Consider the following 20,762-nt stretch of genomic DNA (forward strand, 5'->3'; position numbering starts at 1 on the left):
GCAAGCCAGGAGTGTCTGGTGGAGTTTTCCAATGATGATCCGGCCACCGGACAAAAAACGATTCTCCAGGAGGGGGCGTTTCAATAATGTAGGTATTTATCCAAGGTCTATTGGCCTTGGATATTTTGGTCTCCGGGTTTCACGGGGGTACTGAAAGTTTCACCCCATCCGGGGTGGGGGAGATTGTTTTAGCAAACAGGCCGGGAGAGGGTGAAGCAACCTTTCGTTTTTCTGTGCTCCTCAAAGGACCATATGGAGAAATTGAATAAATTCAAGCCATTGATGGGGAATGTTAATGTATTCCACAGTTTCGTGGTGAACAGTATGTTATGGTTATTGATATGTGTTATATAAATATTATTATATAAAAATAATTTATTCATTGATTAAATATATTAATAACTGTAATCATCATAAAGAAATTGAATGACAAGGTAATTTTACTATTAACCATAGATAATGGTTAAAACCATATCGGATGAGAATAAGAAATAAATATTCTTTGAAATTGGGTTTTTTGAATGATAATATTTGTAGTTCAAACTAATAAAAACATATTTTATTTTATTAAAGTAGTTTTTTTGAATTAAAAATTTTGAGTTTTAGATTATTATTTACACTTTTAGTCCCTGTTTTCATGGTTGTTGGTTAAAGTTTATGGGAATCCGGCTGAACGGTAGCAATTTGAAGGAATAGAAAAGAGGGATTTGGAATTTTGTACTGATCTTGATATTTGAAAATTTAAAAACTAGTGAGGATTAAACCATTTTCTTCATTTAGCCATGCAGTCAACTTTTTTGAACTGGCACAATTACCTCACCAAAAATCATTTTTGGTCTGGTTTACCGGATTGCCAGGGTCGGGAAAAACCACGCTTGTCCAAGTGAGAGAAAAGGCTCTTGTTGAGACAGGGTACAATAATTATTTGTTGGATGGAGACAAGGTCAGGGCCGGATTGAACAAGGATTCGACTTCAGCCCAGGGGATCGGATTGAAAACCTGTGTAGGGCAGGAGAGGTGGCAAGACTCATGCTGGATGCAGGCTTGGTGGTTATTGTTGTATCTATATCTCCTTTCCAAAAAGCGCGTGAAATGATTAAGGAGACGGTGGGTGCAGAGAATTTTTTGGACATATCTCTAAACTGCCGTTTAACGGTCTTTAAAAAAGGGATGTGAAAGAACTATATAGAAAAGCCAAAGAAGGTAGCCTCATAAAATTTGCCGGAATAGATTCATCTTATGAACCTCCTTCTTGCCCCGACCTTGTTTTGAATACAGCGACTGAAAATGCGGCAATATCACTCAACAAAATTATTTTCTACATACAAAACAAACTTCTATAAATGTCGCGGTTTCATTTTATTTCCGGACTTCCCAGATCAGGATCCACCCTGCTTTCAGGTATAATTACCCAAAATCCGGAATTTCATGCAGGCATGAGCAGCCCCGTTGGCTCACTCATCAATGGAATGTTGGAACAAATTGGGGCCGGAAGTGAATTTTATTCCTTTTTTGATGAAGATAAGCGCAAACATATTTGCAGGGCAATATTTAATTCCTATTACACATCCGAACTGAGCAAGCGAACTATTTTTGATACCAATAGGATGTGGACGGCCCGTTTGCACCAACTCTCAGAACTGTATGAGGATTTTAAGGTGATCTGCTGTGTACGGAACCCAGCCTGGATTATGGACAGTTTTGAGAAAATTTACAGGAAAAACCCCTTTGATTATAGCAAAATGTATGGGCCTGGTACCAGGCCGACTGTCTATTCCCGTTGTGAGAGTATGGTGAACGGAGGGATTGTAGGTGCCTCGTGGACGGCATTGAAAGAGGCTTTTTATGGAGAATTCTCAGACAGGCTTTTATTGGTGGATTATGACCTGCTGGCGCAGCATCCCCAAAGGTCCATGGAACTCATCTATCGGTTTATCGGTGAAGAATATTTTCCCCATGATTTTGACAATGTGGAGTATGCCCATGATGAGTTTGATTACACTTTGGGAGCAAAGGGGCTTCATACGGTACAGCGAAAAGTGGAGTTTAAGCCAAGAAGGTCTATTCTCCCTCCTGATTTATTTGAAAAATACAGTGCCATGGCATTTTGGCAGGATACCGCAGGGTCCGCTGCCAGTGTGATCGCACCGAAAAAAGAAAAGAATTAGCCAGAGAGAAATACGACTATATGAAACAAGATATACTTAAAAAGCTGGGAACCGCCTGTTTGCATATGGCACTTTCCATGAATGCCCTTTCAGCAGTAGGGGCCTCCTCATCCTATTACCGGACCAGGAAGGGAACATACGGGAGCGGAAAGACCCATTATATTTCCGATCCTAATCTAAAACCTCTTTCCACCACCACATTTTCCAATCGAACTGTGGGAACCCGCCAATTGGAGACGAGGGAATCCGGATTCCATTTCAAAAAAGGGGACAGGGTAAAAGAACTCGTATTGGTGGACCATAGCGTCCAAAACAAGCAGGTATTTTTTAAACAGGCCCGTCCTGGGCTGGAAGTAGTGGAGATCAAGCCCGGAAAGGACGGTCTGGGTGCCCTTGTTTCAATCCTGCAAGAATATTCACACCTGGATGCGGTACATATCGTATCGCATGCCCGTTCAGGTGCCCTTCAGGTCGGCGGGCATGTTCTTGACCAAAAGGTCTTGGAAAACAATGTGGCCGCATTTGCCACCATCAACAACGCTATACGTGAAGGTGGTGATTTGATGCTTTATGGATGTGAGATAGGCAAGGGCAAAGAAGGTGAGGATTTTCTTGAAATCATTCAAAACAATACCCATGTGGACATCGCTGCTTCCGAGGATAAAACTGGAAACGAAATTGATGGAGGCAATTGGGAGCTGGAAATCCAAAAAGGAGATATAGAAGCAAGACCACTGCCGGAGTCCATTGCGATGAATGATTTTACGGGGACTTTGCAATGGTCTGGGACTATTGAATTTAGCGAAGTTAAAGCGTGTGGAGATGCTTATGGAGGAGCTGGATTTGATGCTGAATTTTGGACAAGTGGAAATCAGGAGTATGCACTTGTTGTTGACGGGCTCAATCAAGGTACTGATTGCTACTACCATTCCGGGGTAGCCGCTACACATGTGGATGAAACCTCTGTTACATTGAGGTTTTCAAATGGTGAAGTATTTGATCCCCAATCAATAAGTGTTCGAAATTGGCATAGCAATGCGCATACCTTCAACTTTACGAGTGACAAAGGAGATAGTAAGAGTATTTTTTTTGGAAATGATGAAACAAAAACTGTAGACTTATCAGACTTTGCCAATGATATATCTTCTTTAACAATTTCTTCGGATAAAGTTTATGTTGTATTAGACGATTTTGAAGTAACGAATTTAGGCGGCAGCAGTGACACCCAGGCACCCATATTTCAAAACAGCACTCCATCGGTTTCTGGTATTACAACCACAGGAGCAACACTAACTGTTCGTTTGGATGAAATTGGTACGGCTTATTATGTGGTAGTACCTGATGGTGCTGGGGCACCTGGTTCTGCCCAAGTGAAAGCCGGCCAGGACAGCGGCGGTGGCGCGGCCTTCAAAAGCGGAAGCATTAATGTGAGTTCCGCAAGTCAGGATTTCAATGAGGTCATTACAGGTTTGAATCCTGGTACTTCCTACGACATTTATGTCGTGGCAGAAGATGATGAAGGCAGTCCCAACTTGCAAGCTAGTCCAACAAAGGTGGACATCACAACTGCGGTTGCTTTAAGTTCATCACCTACCCTTACATTTACATCCAGCAGTACCTCAATTACCACAGATGATATTGCAAGTGACGGCCAGGGTGGTGCTCTGGAAATTAGTGATATCGATATCGATGTTTTCAACATTTCCGACACGAACGGTACTTTGCATGCCTTTTTGGACTGGAAAAACAATACGTTTTTAACGAGTAACGACGGTAGCCTCTCTGGCCTAACCGACCCTAATACCGGCTCCAAGGGAATGTCGATAAAGTCGTCCGATGGCAGCGAATTTAAGCTGATCCAATTTAAATATTATAACTGGGGAGAAACTTCGTCCTTCACCAACACCATAGTCGGTTACCGGGATGGTGGACAGGTAGCCACTACTACCTTTGACGGTTATGACAGCGGTTACCTGCCTCAAATTGTAACGCTGAGCTCAGCTTTCTCCAACGTGGACGAAGTACGTTTCTATATCAGTGCCGGCGGGTATGAAGGTAGCCAGGCCTATACCAACCATACAATTAACGATATTCAGGTCTCTTCACCGGTTGCTGTTGACACCGACGCCACCCTCACCGCAGCTGCTGGTGTTGTGGAACCGGTTTCCTTGTCCAGTACCGATGATACTGTGGGAGAAGCAGTGGATGTATTTGACTTTACCATCAGTGACGGGGGAGGTGGTGACGGCCTGGCCACAACGGTTTCCCAAATTGAGGTGAACGTATCGGGTACCTCTACTGATGTCGAACGAAGCCAGATTACTTGGAGATTAAATGGCCCGGATGCCTCAAACGTTACCGGTACTTATAATGCGGGAACCAATAAAATCACTTTTTCCGGTCTGAGCATATCCGTAGCTGATGGTGGCAATGAAACTTACACGATTAATGCCTATTTCAACGACAATACCGGTCTGACGGAAGACCATACCATTATTTTGTCCGTCAGTGGCGATACCGACCTGACAGTGGGAGGGAGCGGAACGCAAATGGCCTCTAGCCAGTCTGCAGTTACCAACGGTTCGGGCACCACAATTGATATCGTAGCCACACAACTGGTCTTTACCACTCAACCCGCCGGATCGGTATCGGGTATTGCTTTGACCACTCAACCTGTGGTTTCGGCACAAGATGCATTTGGCAACACCGATGTGGATTTTACCGAAACAGTCACTTTAACTGAAGCCAGTCCCGGTACACTCAGCAATAATACGCAGGCGGCTACTAACGGTGTGGCTACCTTTACCAACCTGGTTTATACGGCCACAGCCGACCAGGAAAGCTTTACGCTAACCGCTAATGATCAGGACGGAGTAGGCAGTGATCTGCCAACTGTAAGTGCCAATGCGGTGACTTCCGATGTAGTGGCCACCAAACTTCTGTTTACCACACAGCCTGTGCCAACCACCGTTAATAGCGGGGCCACAACCAACTTCAGCACCGTGCCGGTGGTGAGCGCCGTGGACGCCAATAACACCGTCGATACCGGCTACAGCACGGGTATTGTTCTGTCCGAAGTCAATGGGGCTGGCAGCGCCACCATGAGCGCCACCGGCGATACCGACGGCGACGGCACCACTGTGACGATTACACCGAGCAGTGGTGTATCGACCTTTACAGGCATGCAGATTACTTACACGGCCTCCGGCAGCAGCAGTGAAACCTTTAACCTGCGGGCCTCATCGGGCGGATTGATCACGGCGGAGAGCGACCAGCTGACCGCCCTTGTCAACGACCCGCCCGTCTTTGCCAACCTCAATGGCGACAACGTCGCCTGGTCCGGTATCGGCAACACCGTCACCCTGGATTCCGGCGGTGATGCCACGGTCAGTGATACCGAATTGGATGCACTGAACGGAGGCAACGGCGACTATTCCGGCGGCTCGCTGACGGTGCAGCGGTCTGGAGGCGGGGTTACCAGCGATGTCTTCGGCTTTGATACCAGCGGTGCCTTATTCACAGTCAGCGGTGCCAACCTGCAAGACGGCGGCCAGACCTTCGCCACCTTTACCAACACGAATGGTGTGTTGACGATCAGCTTTACCAGTTCGGGTACCACGGCCACCACCGCCTTGGCCTCCGATGTGCTGCAACGCATCACCTACCGTAACGATACACCGGCTGGTGATGCCACGGTTCGTTTCACGCTGAGTGATGGCACCGGCACAGATACCGCCGATGTGACCGTGACCTCTGACAACATTTATATTACCGAGACCACTGATACCAATACCATAGACGTCACCAATGGCGTGAGCTTCAGTGAAGCCATTGCCATCGCTGCGGCGGATGGCACGGGCACCCAGACCCTGATTTTGGCCAGCAGCTTAGCAGGCCAGACCGTTTCGGCTACCTCGGCCACGAGCCTTAGCGAAAGCCTGACGTTGGATATGGACTTGGCTTCCGGGGTGACAATATCAGGCGGCTCCCTGACACTCGGCGGCGGCGTTACCTTAACGCTCGATAACGGCAGCGGCGATACCGCCACCATCAGCACCGTCTTTGCCGGTACCGGCTCACTCGCCAAAACGGGCGACGGCACCATAACTCTCACCGGCTCACAGACCTACAGCGGTACCACGACCCTAACCAGTGGTACCCTGAGCGTTGCTGCTGACAGCAACCTGGGTAGTGGCACGGTAACACTCGACGGCGGCACCCTGCAAGTCACTGGCAGCGGAGTCACGGTAGACAACGCCGTCAGCTTCGACAACGGCGGAGGTACTGTTAGTAATGCCAATGACATTACGCTTTCAGGTTTATTCTCGGGCAGCGGCACCTTGACCAAGACCGGCACCGGCCAACTGACCTTATCCAATTCTGGCAACGAAGCCAGTTTCAGTGGCAACATCACCGTTACGGCGGGCACCCTCTATGTGGAAGATGACGACTTTCTGTCCTCCGGCACCATCACCCTGGACGGTGGTACCCTGGCGGCTTTTGGTACCCTTAACACCTCGGACACCATCGACAACGACCTCGTACTCGGTACCAGCGGCGGCACTATCGGGGTTTCCGGTGGAGGAGGTACTTACACCCTGATCCTATCCGGTGTTATCTCTGGCTCGGGTAGTCTGACCAAGACTTTGCCATCCAGATTAGAATTGAGCGGCGCCAACACTTACAGTGGCAGCACCACCATCCAAACTGGCCAAATCATTATAGCCAGTGACAGTAACCTGGGTTCGGGCAACCTGATCATGTCGGGCGGTACTCTTTCCGTCACAGGTGCTGGCGTTACCATCGATAACAACCTGAACATGTCCGGCAGTGGTACCCTCAATAACGCGAACGATATTTCCTGGTCAGGCGTGATCAGTGGCTCCGGTAGCCTTACCAAGACCGGCTCCGGTACCCTGACCTTGTCCGGTACCCAGACGCATAGCGGGGCGACCATCGTCTCAGCAGGTGCTATCAGCATTTCTGGAGACAGCAATCTTGGTTCCGGTACCTTGACGCTGAATGGCGGCAGCCTGACCGTGACGGGTTCTGGCGTGACTATCGACAACGCCATCAGTCTGGGGGCGGGCCATGGCACGGTGACGAATGCCAACGCCGTGTTGCTGTCCGGCGTGATCAGTGGATCGGGCAATTTGACCAAAGCAGGAGCTGGTACCCTGACGCTCTCCGGCACCAATACCTACAGCGGTTCCACTGCGCTTTCGGCGGGCCAGTTAACCGTCAGTGGCAGCCTGGCCGGCGCGGTTACCGCCGCTACCGGCACGACTTTGGAAAGCGCCGGTACTATCAGCGGTTTGGTCACCATCAATAGTGGCGCCACCCTGCAAACAGGCGGCTCACCCGGCACCCTGACTCTGGGCGATGGCCTGACCCTGAATTCCGGCGGCACCCTGGTGGCAAGAATCAACGGTACCACGGCCGGTTCCCAATATGATCAGTACAACGTGACCGGGACGGTAACGCTCGGCGGCACCCTGAGTGTGACCGGTAGCCATACCGGTAGTGGTGGTGAAAACTTCGTAATTATTAACAACGACAGCAACGATGCGGTCAGCGGTGCCTTTAACGGCCTGATGGAAGGCGATGAATCCACGACGCTAAATAGTATCCCCCTTGCGGTCAGCTACCTGGGCAGTACGGGCAACGACGTCGTGCTCTCAGTGGTAGGGCCTGAAGTGACCGACGGCAACATATCCATCTCCGGGGCCAGTGGCACTGGCGGTGCTTATAGGATCGGCGATACCGTTACCGCCACTTGGAATAACACCGGAGGAGGCGATAATAATGCCGATATTACCGGCGTAACGGTTGATTTCTCTGCCTTTGGCGGAGGCGCGGCCGTCGTTGCGAGCAATAGCGGCAATACCTGGACAGCCACCTATACGATTGTCCCCGGAGCCATCGACGGTACTGACCTGAACGTATCGGTGACCGCGACCAACAGCAATAGCATTTCCACCACTACAGCAGACACTTCCAATGCAACGGTTGACAATGTTGCCCCCACAGTGACTGACAGTAATATCAGTATCAGTGGTGCCACGGGTACAGGCGGAACATTCAAGATAGGCGATACGGTAACCGTCACTTGGAACAATACGGCCGGAGGGGATAACAACAGTGATGTGATCAGTAGCGCGACGGCTGACTTCTCCGCCTTTGGCGGGGGGGCAGCCGTTGTCGCAAGCAATAGCAGCGGAACTTGGACGGCTACTTATACGCTTGTGGCAGGGGCAATAGAGGGTACCAATCTTAATGTGTCGATTACTGCTACAGACAATGCAGGCAATTCCACCACTACAGCGGATACTTCCAATGCGACGGTCGATACCCTGGCGCCAAGCGTTTTGTCGGTAACTTCGTCCACTGCAGACGGCAGTTACAAAGCAGGTGATTTGATTTCCGTGCAGGTGGTGTTCGACCAGAACATCACGGTCACCGGTACACCACAACTGGAATTGGAGACTGGCGATAACGACCGCAGCGTTGATTACGCTTCCGGCTCCGGTACCAGTACATTGACCTTCAGCTACACGGTACAGGCAGGTGATATCACATCTAACCTGGATTACACCGGCACCGGCGCATTGAGTTTGAACGGTGGTATCATCGCGGATGATGCCGGCAATACGGCCAGTCTGACCCTGGCCAGCCCCGGTGCGGCCAATTCCCTGGGCAACAACAAAGCGCTGGAGATCGATGGCATCCCGCCGACCGTGACCAGCGTCAGCGTGCCGGCAAACAGTACCTATGTGGCGGGCGAGAATCTGGATTTCACGGTCAACTTCGATGAGAACGTGATGGTGAATACAGGGGGCGGTACACCACGCATCTCCTTGACTATCGGATCGACTACACGCTATGCGGACTACCTGTCAGGATCCGGTGCCAGTGCGGTGGTGTTCCGCTATACGGTACAAACCGGCGATCTGGACAGTGACGGCATTGCATTAGGCGCCCATGTTGATGCCAACGGCGGCACCTTGAAAGACGCTCCGGGCAACGATGCCACCCTGACGCTCAACAGTGTCGGCAGCACCGCATCGGTATTTGTAGACGCGGTCGTACCAAGTATTAGCAGTGTCAGCGTACCTGCCAATGGCACCTATGTGGCCAATGACAACCTGGATTTCACGGTCAATTTCGATGACAACGTGACGGTGAACACCGGAGGCGGTACACCTCGCATCCCGCTGACCATCGGCTCGACCACAGGCTATGCGGAGTACCTGTCCGGCTCGGGCACCAGTGCGGTGGCGTTCCGCTATACGGTGCAAACCGGCGACCTGGACAGTGACGGCATTGCGGTAGGCGGCAGCGTGGATGCCAACGGCGGCACCTTGAAAGACGCCTCGGGCAACGATGCCACCCTGACGCTCAACAGTGTCGGCAGCACCGCATTGGTATTTGTAGACGCGGTTGCACCAAGTATTAGCAGTGTCAGCGTACCTGCCAATGGCACCTATGTGGCCAATGACAACCTGGATTTCACGGTCAATTTCGATGACAACGTGACGGTGAACACGGGAGGCGGTACACCTCGTATCGCGCTGACCATCGGCTCGACCACAGGCTATGCGGATTACCTGTCCGGCTCGGGCACCAGTGCGGTGGCGTTCCGCTATACGGTGCAAACCGGCGACCTGGACATTGATGGCATTGCGGTAGGCGGCAGCGTGGATGCCAACGGCGGTACCTTGAGGGACGCCTCGGGCAACGATGCCAGCCTGATGCTCAATAGTGTTGGCAGCACCGCATCGGTGCTCGTAGATGCGGTTGTACCAATAGTTACTGATGACAACATCAGTATCAGTGGCGCGACAGGCACTGCTGGAATATTCAAAATAGGGGATACGGTTACGGCGACCTGGAACAATACCACAGGTGGTGATAACAACGCTGACATTGCCGGCGTCACCGTCGACTTCTCCGAATTTGGCGGGGGGGCAGCCGTTATCGCAAGCAATAGCAGCGGAACTTGGACGGCCACTTATACGATTGTGGCAGGAGCAATAGCGTCAACCAACTTAAATATATCAATTACTGTCACAGACAATGCAGGTAATTCCACCACTACGGCGGACACCTCCAATGCATCAGTGGACAACGCTTCTCCCACCATTGATGGCGTGAGCATTGACCAGGATATCATCAATGCAGGAAACCAGTTTGCTTTAAGTTTTGCACTGGATAATGCAGAAATAGGTGTTGTCGTTAATTACGCTATCACAAGTGACGGTGGTGGTACTTCAGTTACGGGTTCTGCTAATGGTACCCAGCCAAACCAGACCATTTCAGGAATAGACGTAAGTGATTTGTCAGATGGCACTTTGACGCTGACTATAACGCTTACAGATGGGGTAGGTAATGAATCCGGTCCTAAAACAGATACAGTAGTAAAAGATACGCAAGAACCGGAAATTACAAATGTGACGGTTCCGGTATCAGCTACCTACACAGTTGGAGATGTGTTTTCCTTTACTGTAAATACAAGTAAAAATGTCACAGTAAATACAGGAGGAGGTACCCCTTATTTGGAATTGACCATAGGCGGAAAGACAGGTGTGGCAAACTATCTGGCTGGTTCGGGTACCGGTGCACTGGTATTTTCTTACGAGGTTCAAACAGGAGATATTGATTTGGATGGTATTGACCTTGGAGTTGCCGTGATTGCGGATGGCGGAACACTAAGGGATGGTTCAGGTAATAACTTAAACCTTACACTCAACTCAATAGGGAGCACAGCAGGTGTTTTAATAGATGCATTAGCTCCAACTGTACAAGGTTTTTCCCCAGCTGATCTAGCCACGGATATCGTCCTTCAGCCTACACTTTCCCTGACATTTGATGAGGAAGTCGCTTTAGGAAGTTCAGGGGTTTTGGTCCTGTACGATGGAGGAACTGTATTAAAAACCTTAAATCTTGCGGTTGCGGAGGATAGAGAGGCTATTTCTTTATCCCCGGATAAGCTTAGCCTTTCTTTAGATTTGGGGCTTACCTTACCGCTAAATACCTCTATTTCCGTAGGTATTTCGGGAGGTTTTGTAAAAGATGGGAATGGTAATGATTTTGAAGGATTCAGTGAAGGTTCAAATACCTGGGTATTTACCACCATCAATAAGATGAACCAGTCCATAACTTTCCCTGAGATCGCTTCCAAAACCTATGGGGATCCGGTTTTTGTCTTAGGAGATGCTCAAACAGATCAGGGATTGGAGATAACTTATACTTCCTCAGATCCAACCCTAATAAGTATTTCAGGCAATGAAGCTACCGTTCTAAAATCAGGTACTGTAACGATTACAGCTACACAAGAAGGAAATGAAACCTACTTTGCCGCCGATCCTGTGCAAAGAACATTAGAAATAGGTAAGAAAGACCTGACCATTTCGGTAGAAAACAATACCAAGGTATACGGGGATGCCAACCCTGCCCTGATCTTTAGCTACAGCGGGCTGGTGAACGGGGACACGGGAGTGGACATTGAACCGGGGATCAGCACCACGGCGACGGCGGGTTCGGGCGTAGGGACCTATCCGATCATTCTGGCGGGCGGCTCGGATGACAACTATGAGATCACCCTTGAATCCGGGGAACTGGAAGTGACCCCGGCCCCGCTGGACATCATCGCCGTTCCCGGGCAGTATAAAATCCGGGGCACCGCAGATCCTGAACTGGCATATACCGTATCAGGGCTTGCCACAGGGGACGAAACTTCGATTATCTCCGGAAGACTGGATCGTGAAGCCGGGGAAACCGTAGGCTTCTATCCCATCAGCCTGGGCAGCCTGGCAGCCGGTGCTAACTATACCATTGCCTTCACCTCCGCTGATTTTGAGATACAGTCTGCTGAACTGGCCGAGGTGATCGATCCGGCCGACATGGAAACCGCCTGGGCGGTACAGCCTGAACTCCCTGGAACCGTGTTGGTGATGACCGAAGACGGCAGATTTATGGAGATCCCTGTGGCATGGGACACCGCAGGCTTGAACCTGATGGCCAGGGGCGAATATACCCTGGCGGGAGAACTTCTTCTTCCCGAAGGCCTGACCAATCCGCAATCGCTGGAAGCCCGCCTGCCCCTAACCGTACTGGCCAAGCCGGCTCCACTCGACATCGTCCTGGGCAACAACACCTTTGAGGCGGATGCCAAAAGGGGTACTGTTGAAGTGGGACCGCTGGACGTACAGGATCCGGTGGATGATGTCCATCATATTGAACTGGTACCGGGAGCCGCCAGCAACGCTTTCTTTGGGATATCGGGGGGCATGCTCTACTGGAACAGTAATGACGCTGTTGCTGGAAAATCAGACTTTACGGTCACCATCAGGGCAACCGACCGGGACGGCAATGTGCTGGAGAAAAACTTTTCCGTTACCAGATTGAGAAAGTCATTAAAGGAAATTGAAATCTACAATACTTTTACTCCTAATGGTGATGGGGACAATGACATGTGGGGTGTTCCTGATATGCGTTTCTTCAGGGGCGGAAGGGTTCATGTTTTTGAACGTAGCGGCAAGCGGGTTTTCTATACCGAAGATCCGGATGAAAAGTGGGACGGTACTTATATGGGCAGGGAACTCCCTGCGGGTATTTATTACTGGACCGTGGAGGTTTTGGAAACCGGGGAAAAACGTCGTGGAATTCTGACGCTATTAAAACAATAAAAGCCAGGCATGAAATACAGAAAGTGTGGGAAAGGAACCGTTCAACTCAAGCGACGGGAATTTCTTTCTGTACTTTCTGATTTCAAATCTTCAAAATTTTGAAAATATGAAATCGACATGACTAAAATAATCATTAGACACACAGGGCAATGATTATTTTAGTCATCAAAGATTCCATATGGCCGATAAAAAACAATTATAATCATATGAAAAAACATTTATTGACCACCTTTGTCCTTTTATCCTCCTTGGTATTGCATGGCCAGGCTCAGAGCAGAAAATATGTCAGTCAATTCAGCCATCTGCAAAACTATTTCAGCCCTGCACTTACCGGGTACGAGGGATCCAGCCTCCGGGGTTTTGTCCGAAACCAATGGGCTGGGTTTGAGGGAGCGCCTAAAACCTATTTCCTTTCAGCGGAAATGGATATTGCAGATTTTGGAGAAAGTGAAAATGAAGCCGCAGCCGGAAAAAACGCGGTGGGGTTGGCCATGTTGCATGACACCTATGGAGCCTTTACCGAAACCGGGCTGATCGCCAGCTATGCGTCCAGAATTCAGGTGGCCAAACGTGCGAGCCTCCGTATGGGTGTAGGTGTCAACTATAACGCCATCAGGCTGGATGGTGACCATATGACAACCGAGCAGGCCAATGATGAAACCCTCACCCAATACCTGAACGGTTTTGCCAACACCCGCATCCTGGACTTCAACTTGGGACTGGCGCTTACTCATCCCAATTATTACATTTCCTATGCTGTCCATAATGTAAACCAAGGTGCCATCAGTTCCGGGGATGAGATCGTAGGGAGAAATCCCCGGGAGGGCATCCTCCAGTTGGGTTATCGCAGTGCGCTGAATAACGACATGGCTATTATCGTAAACGCCATGTACAACAACCGGGAGGGTCTGCCTGCGAATGGGGAGTTCAATGTAAAGGTTTTATTGAAAGATCTTGTGTGGATCGGAGGGGGGCACCGGATGAGCTATGCCAACAATTTTCAATTCGGTATACTGCTGCCGGCTATGAGGATAGGGTATGTTTACGAGTTGCCCATGACCAGATCCTACCTGCTTCCCAATACCACCCATGAGTTTATGGCGGTTTTCCCCTTGTTCAGAAAAAACATTCGAAAATCGGAAAACGAGGTGCTGATCTGGTAAGAAATATTTTTAAAGAGGAGAGTCCGGGGATTACCTTTCCCGGACTTCCGCTAACGGGGCAAAGCAACCTGGCGTTCCCGTCATGCCAGGGTTCTAACCGGGTTTTTTACCTCACCCCCAGCCCCTCTCCCAGACGGAGAGGGGAGCTTTACCCGGTTAATTGTTAATAACTGGTACGCATTATTGCCGGGGTGGGGAGGCCGTTATGGCAAACTGGCCGGGAGAGGGTGAAGCAACCTTTCGTTTTTCTGTGCTCCTCAAAGGACCATATGGAGAAACTGAATAAATTCAAGCCATTGATGGGGAGGTTAATGTATCCACAGTTTGGTGGTGAACAGGGTGTTGTGGGTATTGCAACGGATCATGTAAACGCCTGGAGGCTGATTCTGTACAATTTCCAAGAATTCCTCAGCTATGGTATCCATGACCCCGTTGGTCTTGATTTTTGTACGGCCCCAGGCATCGACTAAGCTTAATTCTCCTTTCTTTTCTTTTACATGGCTTGGCATTAGGAGTTTAAGGTGTCCTGACCGGTAAGGATTCGGATATATTTTGAAGCTATTTTCCCTTAACCTGTCCATTTTCAGCCGGACCACGCCGCTATAATCGTACCGTTCATCCTCATCCACCTGTTTGATCCGGTAATACACGTCGGTATAAGCACTGGCTGTGGTGTCCAGAAATTCATAATCCACCTGTTTTTGACTTTGGCCCACCGCATCTACCTTTCCGACAGCATGCCATGTGTGACCTGCATCGGAGGATCTGTATATGATGAATTTATCATTGTTTTTTTCCTGGGCAGTACCCCATTTGATCAAGTTGCCTTCCGGTTTCTGTTCGGCTTGCTGATACAGCCAGACCACTGGCAGGACGGTGCGGGGCTCCGTTTCTTCTGAATCAGTATTGTTTTCTTCGATAGGATCGGGAATGGCCCCCGAAATGCGGACGTTATTGATATAGTCTTGTACCGAAGTAACTGTGGCGGTGATGGTCAGTGTCTGTGTAATCCCGTGGTTAAGATCACCAATATCCCAGATTCCCAGTGAAGGGTCATAGGTACCTGTAGAAACGGTGTGACTCACATAAGAATAACCTTCAGGCAAATGTTCTTCGACAATTACCTCACCGGAATTGCTGGGGCCGTTATTGGTGGCCTGGATGGTGAATACGACGTTTGCACCCACTTCCGGAGTTGGGTCATCGACTGTTTTGGTGATCTGGAGGTCGGATTCCTGCAAACTAAATCCAATGGTAATCCCGTCCCCAGCCGGGTCCGTGTTATTAGAAGACCAGTTTCCTCCTCCATTTCCCCGGATGTAGGTTCTTAACGTGATGCCCGTGATTTCATCACCCTCAAAAAGGACTGATCCGGATCCTGCGTCATTTCCAGAGGCCTCTGGATTCGTTGCACCGTTGTTTATTTGGTAGGAATTCACTTCCAAGCCGGGAGTTGTCCCCGATAATTTGGAGAATACAATAGGCGTATTTGAATCAAGCAGATCAAATTCTATTGCAAAGCGTTGGCTACCTGCTAGCCCTCCTGTACCTGCAACATGGAATATTGGATTTCTTACCGGACGATCGAATGAGATTTCAAGATCGGCCAGGAATACCCTTTGGTTATTAGGTGCTCCTGCGACTCTAAGTGGGGTAGTAATCGCTTGAATCTCCACAGCCCGATTTACATTCACATCTATGCCCATACCTATCGGGGCCCCAGCTGAAGTATAATAAGAATTTTGGGGGACTCCAAAGACATTTAATAAGGGATAAATAGGATAGGATCCGTTAGCATAGCCAAAGACAATCGCTGCATTTTGCGAGATTCCTGCAAAATTGAATTGTTGATTGACAAATGTGAGCGATATATTCAATGGTGGTTCATAAGTCGCAAATGTATTCCCCGAATAGTTGTCAATATTGTTTCTAAACCTTATCGTCGTCGAGGTAACAGGTCCGTTTCCGGTGGGGTTGCCGTCTCCTCCGGCAAATTCCAGTGCCGGGTTTTGTGCGGAGGCCTCCATAAAAACAAAAAAAAGCAAGGGCAGCAATGCCTGTTTGCTGCTAAAATACCCTGATCTTTTTTTATGCACAACGCTTTGGATATGCATTAAATTAAAAATGGTCATCATATTGTCGCGACGCTCCTGTTAGATAAAAGCCGTAAAATTTTCCAGATTATGAATAAATCTCTTTTTAAAAATTTATCATGAAAACTTTGTTATGGTTCTATAAAAGCTAAATATGGATTATCTTCATTAAAAAAACAACGTTCTGATTTACAAAGCAAAATACCTGATTTCTATTGCAATTATTTGGGTATTGTTATAAAAAGGAAATTATAATACAACTAAATTCATTGGATAGTTTCTTTATTTACATTCTGTTTTCCCAAATACCGCCGCGTCAATATCGGCAAGGGGGAACCGGGGGAAGTAAGAATGAAATAGGCCAGAGATCGCTTCGTCACGGGTACGGTTTCCGTCGATTACAGCGCTAGGTTTCCGTTCCTCGCAAAGCCGGGAAAGTCTGCAAGGCGGAAATGGCTTTTTTTCCGGCCGGAGAAGGGAATCCGGAATTCTTTAAAATAAAAAAATCATGAGATGGAATGCTTAATCTTTATATTTTTGTTAAATGTTAATTTAAGAAAAAATAATGCGGTTATAATGGTTTTTTCCAAAAGGGATTAGGAAAAGAGCCAGTATATTATTTTCCGTTTCAAATGAATTAAAAATGCGGTTATCTGATATTCCTGCGATTATCCTCGTAGATGATGATCAAATTATTCAGCTGGTAAATACTTCACTTTTAAAAAAACTAGGCTATAAAGGGTTGGTGTATAATTTATCTGATGGTAAAAAGCTGTTGGATTTTTTAGACGCTTTCATGGAGCTATTAGATGAAACGGATCAGCCCAACCTCATTTTTCTGGATTTAAACATGCCATATATGAATGGTTGGGTTTTTTTGGATAAGTTTAAAGAATTCCCTATTCATCAGCGAAAAAGATTCAGGATATCGATTCTTACAAGTTCCTTTTCCACTGAGGACAAAAGCAAAGCACTAAGTTATGATAGGGTGGATTATTATGCGGTTAAACCTCTGGACAGGGAAAAGTTGTTACAGATACTGTCCGAGATCAAATGACGGTGGGTACTGATGTTATGTGTTGGGGGTAAAAAAACCGGCATTGGAAATGCATCGGTGCCATGGATGGGAGGTTTGCGACCAGTTTTCTATTCACTGTTTCTCATTCTCTGGCTCCTAAATTCTGAGTGAATAGGGAAAAGGGAAAAGAGAACAGGAGGTTTTCGCGCGATTCCCTGATCCCAACAATACAGCATTAGAACGGGTGATGAAAACCGGATAAATGGCTGGTACAACATTCCTGTCGATCTCCACCACCCGGTTCCTTATGGAAAAAGGAACGGTTCCACATCAGTGACGGGAATACCGGAAAATTCTGAGAACTCCCTGGTAGTGACGAACTGATGGGGTTTTTTATTGTAGAACTTGCGGATCTTTTGCAACAAGTCCTGTCCGTAGCGTTCACTTCTGCCAGTGATCATTTGTACATCCTTTGGATATACCACACATCTTTTTTTAATCATCATCATCTGCAAAAATTGCCTTTTTAAAGATCAAACAATAATAATTTTACATTTCAAAAAGATCCCGGGCCTCAGCGAGGCGCAGGATACCTGTGCGCTGCCTACTTGGCACCCCGAAGACGGTTCAGGGTTCTTTCCGGGATGTTCAACACCCCACTGATGTCTTTTATCTTGATCATGTTGGCTTTAGGAAAAAGTCTGAGAAATTCATTGTAAGTTTCCAGCGGTTTGTTCCACAACATTTTGCGCCAGGCCAACTCCCTGACGATACACCGCTGGTTAAGCCTGCTGCCCAACTGGGAAAATTTCCAGAAGTTCCGGTAAATGATATCCACATCTTTTCTATTCAGTTCGCATACTATGCAATCAGTATACGCCTTCAGGTGAAAATCACTTGGAGCCTGGAAAAAATAGGATACAAAATCTATCGCAATATCTGTTTCCGTAAACAGGCGTCTGCAAACGGGTTTGTCTTCAATTTTCTCAAAAAGACCGATAATGCCACTTAAAAGGTAGCGATAGTGATCTTCTACCTGTCCTTCTTTTATGATGAAGCTGTTTTTTTCATACGACCGGATGCGCAGATATGGTGACAGGTCTGCATATTCTCCGGCACTGATGTCCATCAAAGTGTCCAAATCTTTTTTTATTACCTCCAGATAGTTCATAATAGGTTTGATTTAAAAAATGGTTGTTTATAAATTTTTATTCAGAATCTCAACTTAAACAATGCTGATAAGCCATTCATCACCCGGGTCTTTATAATCCCAATTCCTAAAAATCCATGCCTTGTCAGACCCGAGTTTACAGCATGATCTTATTAATCCCATAGTTGAAATTATTAAAGGATTGGATTAATATGCAAGTTTATTTATAAGAATTTGATATTGGTTTACGAAATAAGGCCAATTGGCGCATAAAGGGGTAGGGGAAGTCAGAAGTTCGAAGGTGACAGGAGATGGTTTTGTAAATGGATTGTGGGGACATTTAATGGCAGCCAAATGGCGGGATTTTTGTTTGCCGCTTTTTTTCGGCCACTTTTACTTTGGAATGATCAGAACCTGCTATAAATTTCTTGAACCATCTGAAAATAAGAAGGTTATAAGGGTTTGTTTACGGTTATTAAGTACACGCATTGAAAAATCATTCCAAAATTTTTGCAGAAGTCTTTGCCTTATCCTTGGTCCTGCTTTTTACCTATACCGCTTTCAGTAAGTTGTGGGACTGGGAAGGGACCCGGACATCGCTTCATAACCAGGTATTTCCTTCGTGGATGGCGGAGGTGTTGCTTTACGGGTTGCCATTGATGGAGTTGGCAGCAGTGGTCCTTTTGCTGTCCTCCCGGTTCCGGAAGTGGGGGTTTATGCTTTCGGTGGTACTGATGTGCCTGTTTACGGCATATGTTGGATTGGTGATGACGGGAATATTTGGCAGAATACCCTGTTCCTGCGGCGGGGTGATTTCTTCATTGGGTTGGAGGGAGCATTTTGTGGTGAATGTGTTTTTCTTGACTCTCGCGGTGTGGGGGATGGGGAAAAGGGAATAGGGAAAAGGTTTGCGATCGATTTTCTGTTCCCGGTTCTCTGCTCTCCGTTGCCTGGATACTGCGTGAATAGTGAATAGGGAAAAGGGAATAGGTGGTTTGCGGTCGATTCCCTGTTCCCTGTTCCCGGTTCTCTGTTCCCTGTTTCCTGAATACTGCGTGAATGGTGAATAGGGAATAGGAGGTTTGCGACCGGTTTCCTGTTCCCGGATCTCTGTTCTCCATTACCTGGATACTGCGTGAATAGTGAATAGGGAAAAGGGAATAGGTGGTTTGCGGTCGATTCCCTGTTCCCTGTTCCCGGTTCTCTGTTCCCTGTTTCCTGAATAGTGAGTGAATGGTGAATAGGGAATAGGTGGTCTTCGCACGATTTGCTGTTTCCGGTTCTCTGTTCCCTGTTTCCTGGATACTGCGTGAATGGTGAATAGGGAATAGGAGGTTTGCGGCCGATTGCTGTTCCCGGTTCTCTGTTCCCTGTTTCCTGAATAGTGAGTGAATTGTGAATAGGGAAAAGGGAATAAGTAGTTTCGCGCGATTCTCTGTTCCCGTTCCCAATTTCCTGTTTTCTGAATACTGAGTGAATAGGGAAAAGGGAATAGAAGGTTTGCAACCGATTCCCTGTTCCCCGTTCCCGATTCCCTATTTCCTGAATACTGCGTGAATGGTGAATAGGGAATAGGAGGTTTGCGGCCGATTGCTGTTCGCGGTTCTCTGTTCCCTGTTTCCTGAATAGTGAGTGAATTGTGAATAGGGAATAGGTGGTTTTCGCACGATTTGCTGTTTCCGGTTCTCTGTTCCCTGTTTCCTGGATACTGCGTGAATAGTGAATAGGGAAAAGGGAATAGGTGGTTTGCGGTCGATTCCCTGTTCCCTGTTCCCGGTTCTCTGTTCCCTGTTTCCTGAATAGTGCGTAAATGGTGAATAGGGAAAAGGGAATAGGTTTGCGACCGGTTTCCTGTTCGCGGTTCTCTGTTCCCTGTTTCCTGAATAGTGAGTGAATTGTGAATAGGGAATAGGTGGTTTGCGACCGGTTGCTGTTCGCGGTTCTCTGTTCCCTGTTTCCTGAATAGTGAGTGAATGGTGAATAGGGAATAGGTGGTTTTCGCACGATTTGCTGTTTCCGGTTCTCTGTTCCCTGTTTCCTGAATACTGCGTGAATGGTGAATAGGGAATAGGAGGTTTGCGGCCGATTGCTGTTCGCGGTTCTCTGTTCTCTGTTTCCTGGATACTGCGTGAATAGTGAATAGGGAAAAGGGAATAGGTGGTTTGCGGTCGATTCCCTGTTCCCTGTTCCCGGTTCTCTGTTCCCTGTTTCCTGAATACTGCGTGAATGGTGAATAGGGAATAGGAGGTTTGCGGCCGATTGCTGTTCCCGGTTCTCTGTTCCCTGTTTCCTGAATAGTGCGTAAATGGTGAATAGGGAAAAGGGAATAGGTTTGCGACCGGTTTCCTGTTCCCAGTTCTCTGTTCCCTTTTTCCTAAGTATTGAGTGAATGGATAGTGTGGTATGAGAATGTGAGAAAAGTGGGAACGTGAGAATTAATAATTAAACCAAAAATATAAGGTAAAAGAAAAAAGGAACGGAC

General features: G+C 47.9%; 8 protein-coding genes and 1 pseudogene. 6 read left to right on the top strand and 3 right to left on the bottom strand.

The window, feature by feature from the left end; all coding sequences use genetic code 11:
* Positions 1–883 precede the first annotated feature (883 nt).
* The 4 genes and pseudogenes from cysC to ACFPFU_RS25355 all read left to right on the top strand — a co-directional run bounded on the left by cysC (position 884) and on the right by ACFPFU_RS25355 (position 14,019).
* Positions 884–1,343, top strand: a pseudogene (gene cysC, locus ACFPFU_RS25340) (adenylyl-sulfate kinase).
* Positions 1,344–2,168, top strand: a complete 825-nt coding sequence (locus ACFPFU_RS25345; RefSeq protein WP_377069504.1) for a sulfotransferase family protein — start codon at positions 1,344–1,346, stop codon at positions 2,166–2,168.
* A gap of 20 nt (positions 2,169–2,188) precedes the next feature.
* A complete protein-coding gene (locus tag ACFPFU_RS25350) occupies positions 2,189–12,856 on the top strand; it encodes a DUF4347 domain-containing protein (RefSeq protein WP_377069506.1) in 10,668 nt (3,555 codons plus the stop codon).
* 206 nt (positions 12,857–13,062) lie between these two features.
* Complete coding sequence (locus tag ACFPFU_RS25355; protein ID WP_377069508.1) at positions 13,063–14,019, top strand: PorP/SprF family type IX secretion system membrane protein; 957 nt, start codon at positions 13,063–13,065, stop codon at positions 14,017–14,019.
* Positions 14,020–14,327: 308 nt separating this feature from the next.
* Here ACFPFU_RS25355 and ACFPFU_RS25360 read toward each other — a convergent pair whose 3' ends face one another.
* Complete coding sequence (locus ACFPFU_RS25360) at positions 14,328–16,115, bottom strand: T9SS type A sorting domain-containing protein (RefSeq protein ID WP_377069510.1); 1,788 nt, start codon at positions 16,113–16,115, stop codon at positions 14,328–14,330.
* A 640-nt stretch (positions 16,116–16,755) separates the two neighbouring features.
* On the opposite strand from ACFPFU_RS25360, the gene ACFPFU_RS25365 reads away from it, so the two are divergent.
* Positions 16,756–17,169: a response regulator gene (locus ACFPFU_RS25365; RefSeq protein WP_377069512.1), complete on the top strand. Its 414-nt coding sequence runs from the start codon at positions 16,756–16,758 to the stop codon at positions 17,167–17,169.
* A 266-nt stretch (positions 17,170–17,435) separates the two neighbouring features.
* Here the strand turns inward: ACFPFU_RS25365 and ACFPFU_RS25370 are convergent, their stop codons facing one another.
* On the bottom strand, positions 17,436–17,639 hold the full coding sequence (locus ACFPFU_RS25370; RefSeq protein ID WP_377069514.1) for a hypothetical protein: 204 nt from the start codon (positions 17,637–17,639) through the stop codon (positions 17,436–17,438).
* A 95-nt stretch (positions 17,640–17,734) separates the two neighbouring features.
* The gene (locus ACFPFU_RS25375) at positions 17,735–18,301 is read right to left on the bottom strand and encodes a Crp/Fnr family transcriptional regulator (protein ID WP_377069516.1); all 567 of its coding nucleotides are present in this window, start codon (positions 18,299–18,301) and stop codon (positions 17,735–17,737) included.
* Between the two features lie 467 nt (positions 18,302–18,768).
* Here ACFPFU_RS25375 and ACFPFU_RS25380 point away from each other — a divergent pair, with 467 nt between their 5' ends.
* A complete protein-coding gene (locus ACFPFU_RS25380; protein WP_377069518.1) occupies positions 18,769–19,179 on the top strand; it encodes a MauE/DoxX family redox-associated membrane protein in 411 nt (136 codons plus the stop codon).
* Positions 19,180–20,762: the final 1,583 nt, after the last annotated feature.

It is taken from the genome of Negadavirga shengliensis (genome assembly GCF_042652345.1).
Lineage (GTDB): Bacteria > Bacteroidota > Bacteroidia > Cytophagales > Cyclobacteriaceae > Negadavirga > Negadavirga shengliensis.

Coding starts and splice junctions, on each gene's coding strand:
- ACFPFU_RS25345 (WP_377069504.1), top strand. CDS start 1,344: ATGTCGCGGTTTCATTTTATTTCCGGACTTCCCAGATCAGGATCCACC.
- ACFPFU_RS25350 (WP_377069506.1), top strand. CDS start 2,189: ATGAAACAAGATATACTTAAAAAGCTGGGAACCGCCTGTTTGCATATG.
- ACFPFU_RS25355 (WP_377069508.1), top strand. CDS start 13,063: ATGAAAAAACATTTATTGACCACCTTTGTCCTTTTATCCTCCTTGGTA.
- ACFPFU_RS25365 (WP_377069512.1), top strand. CDS start 16,756: ATGCGGTTATCTGATATTCCTGCGATTATCCTCGTAGATGATGATCAA.
- ACFPFU_RS25370 (WP_377069514.1), bottom strand. CDS start 17,639: ATGATGATGATTAAAAAAAGATGTGTGGTATATCCAAAGGATGTACAA.
- ACFPFU_RS25375 (WP_377069516.1), bottom strand. CDS start 18,301: ATGAACTATCTGGAGGTAATAAAAAAAGATTTGGACACTTTGATGGAC.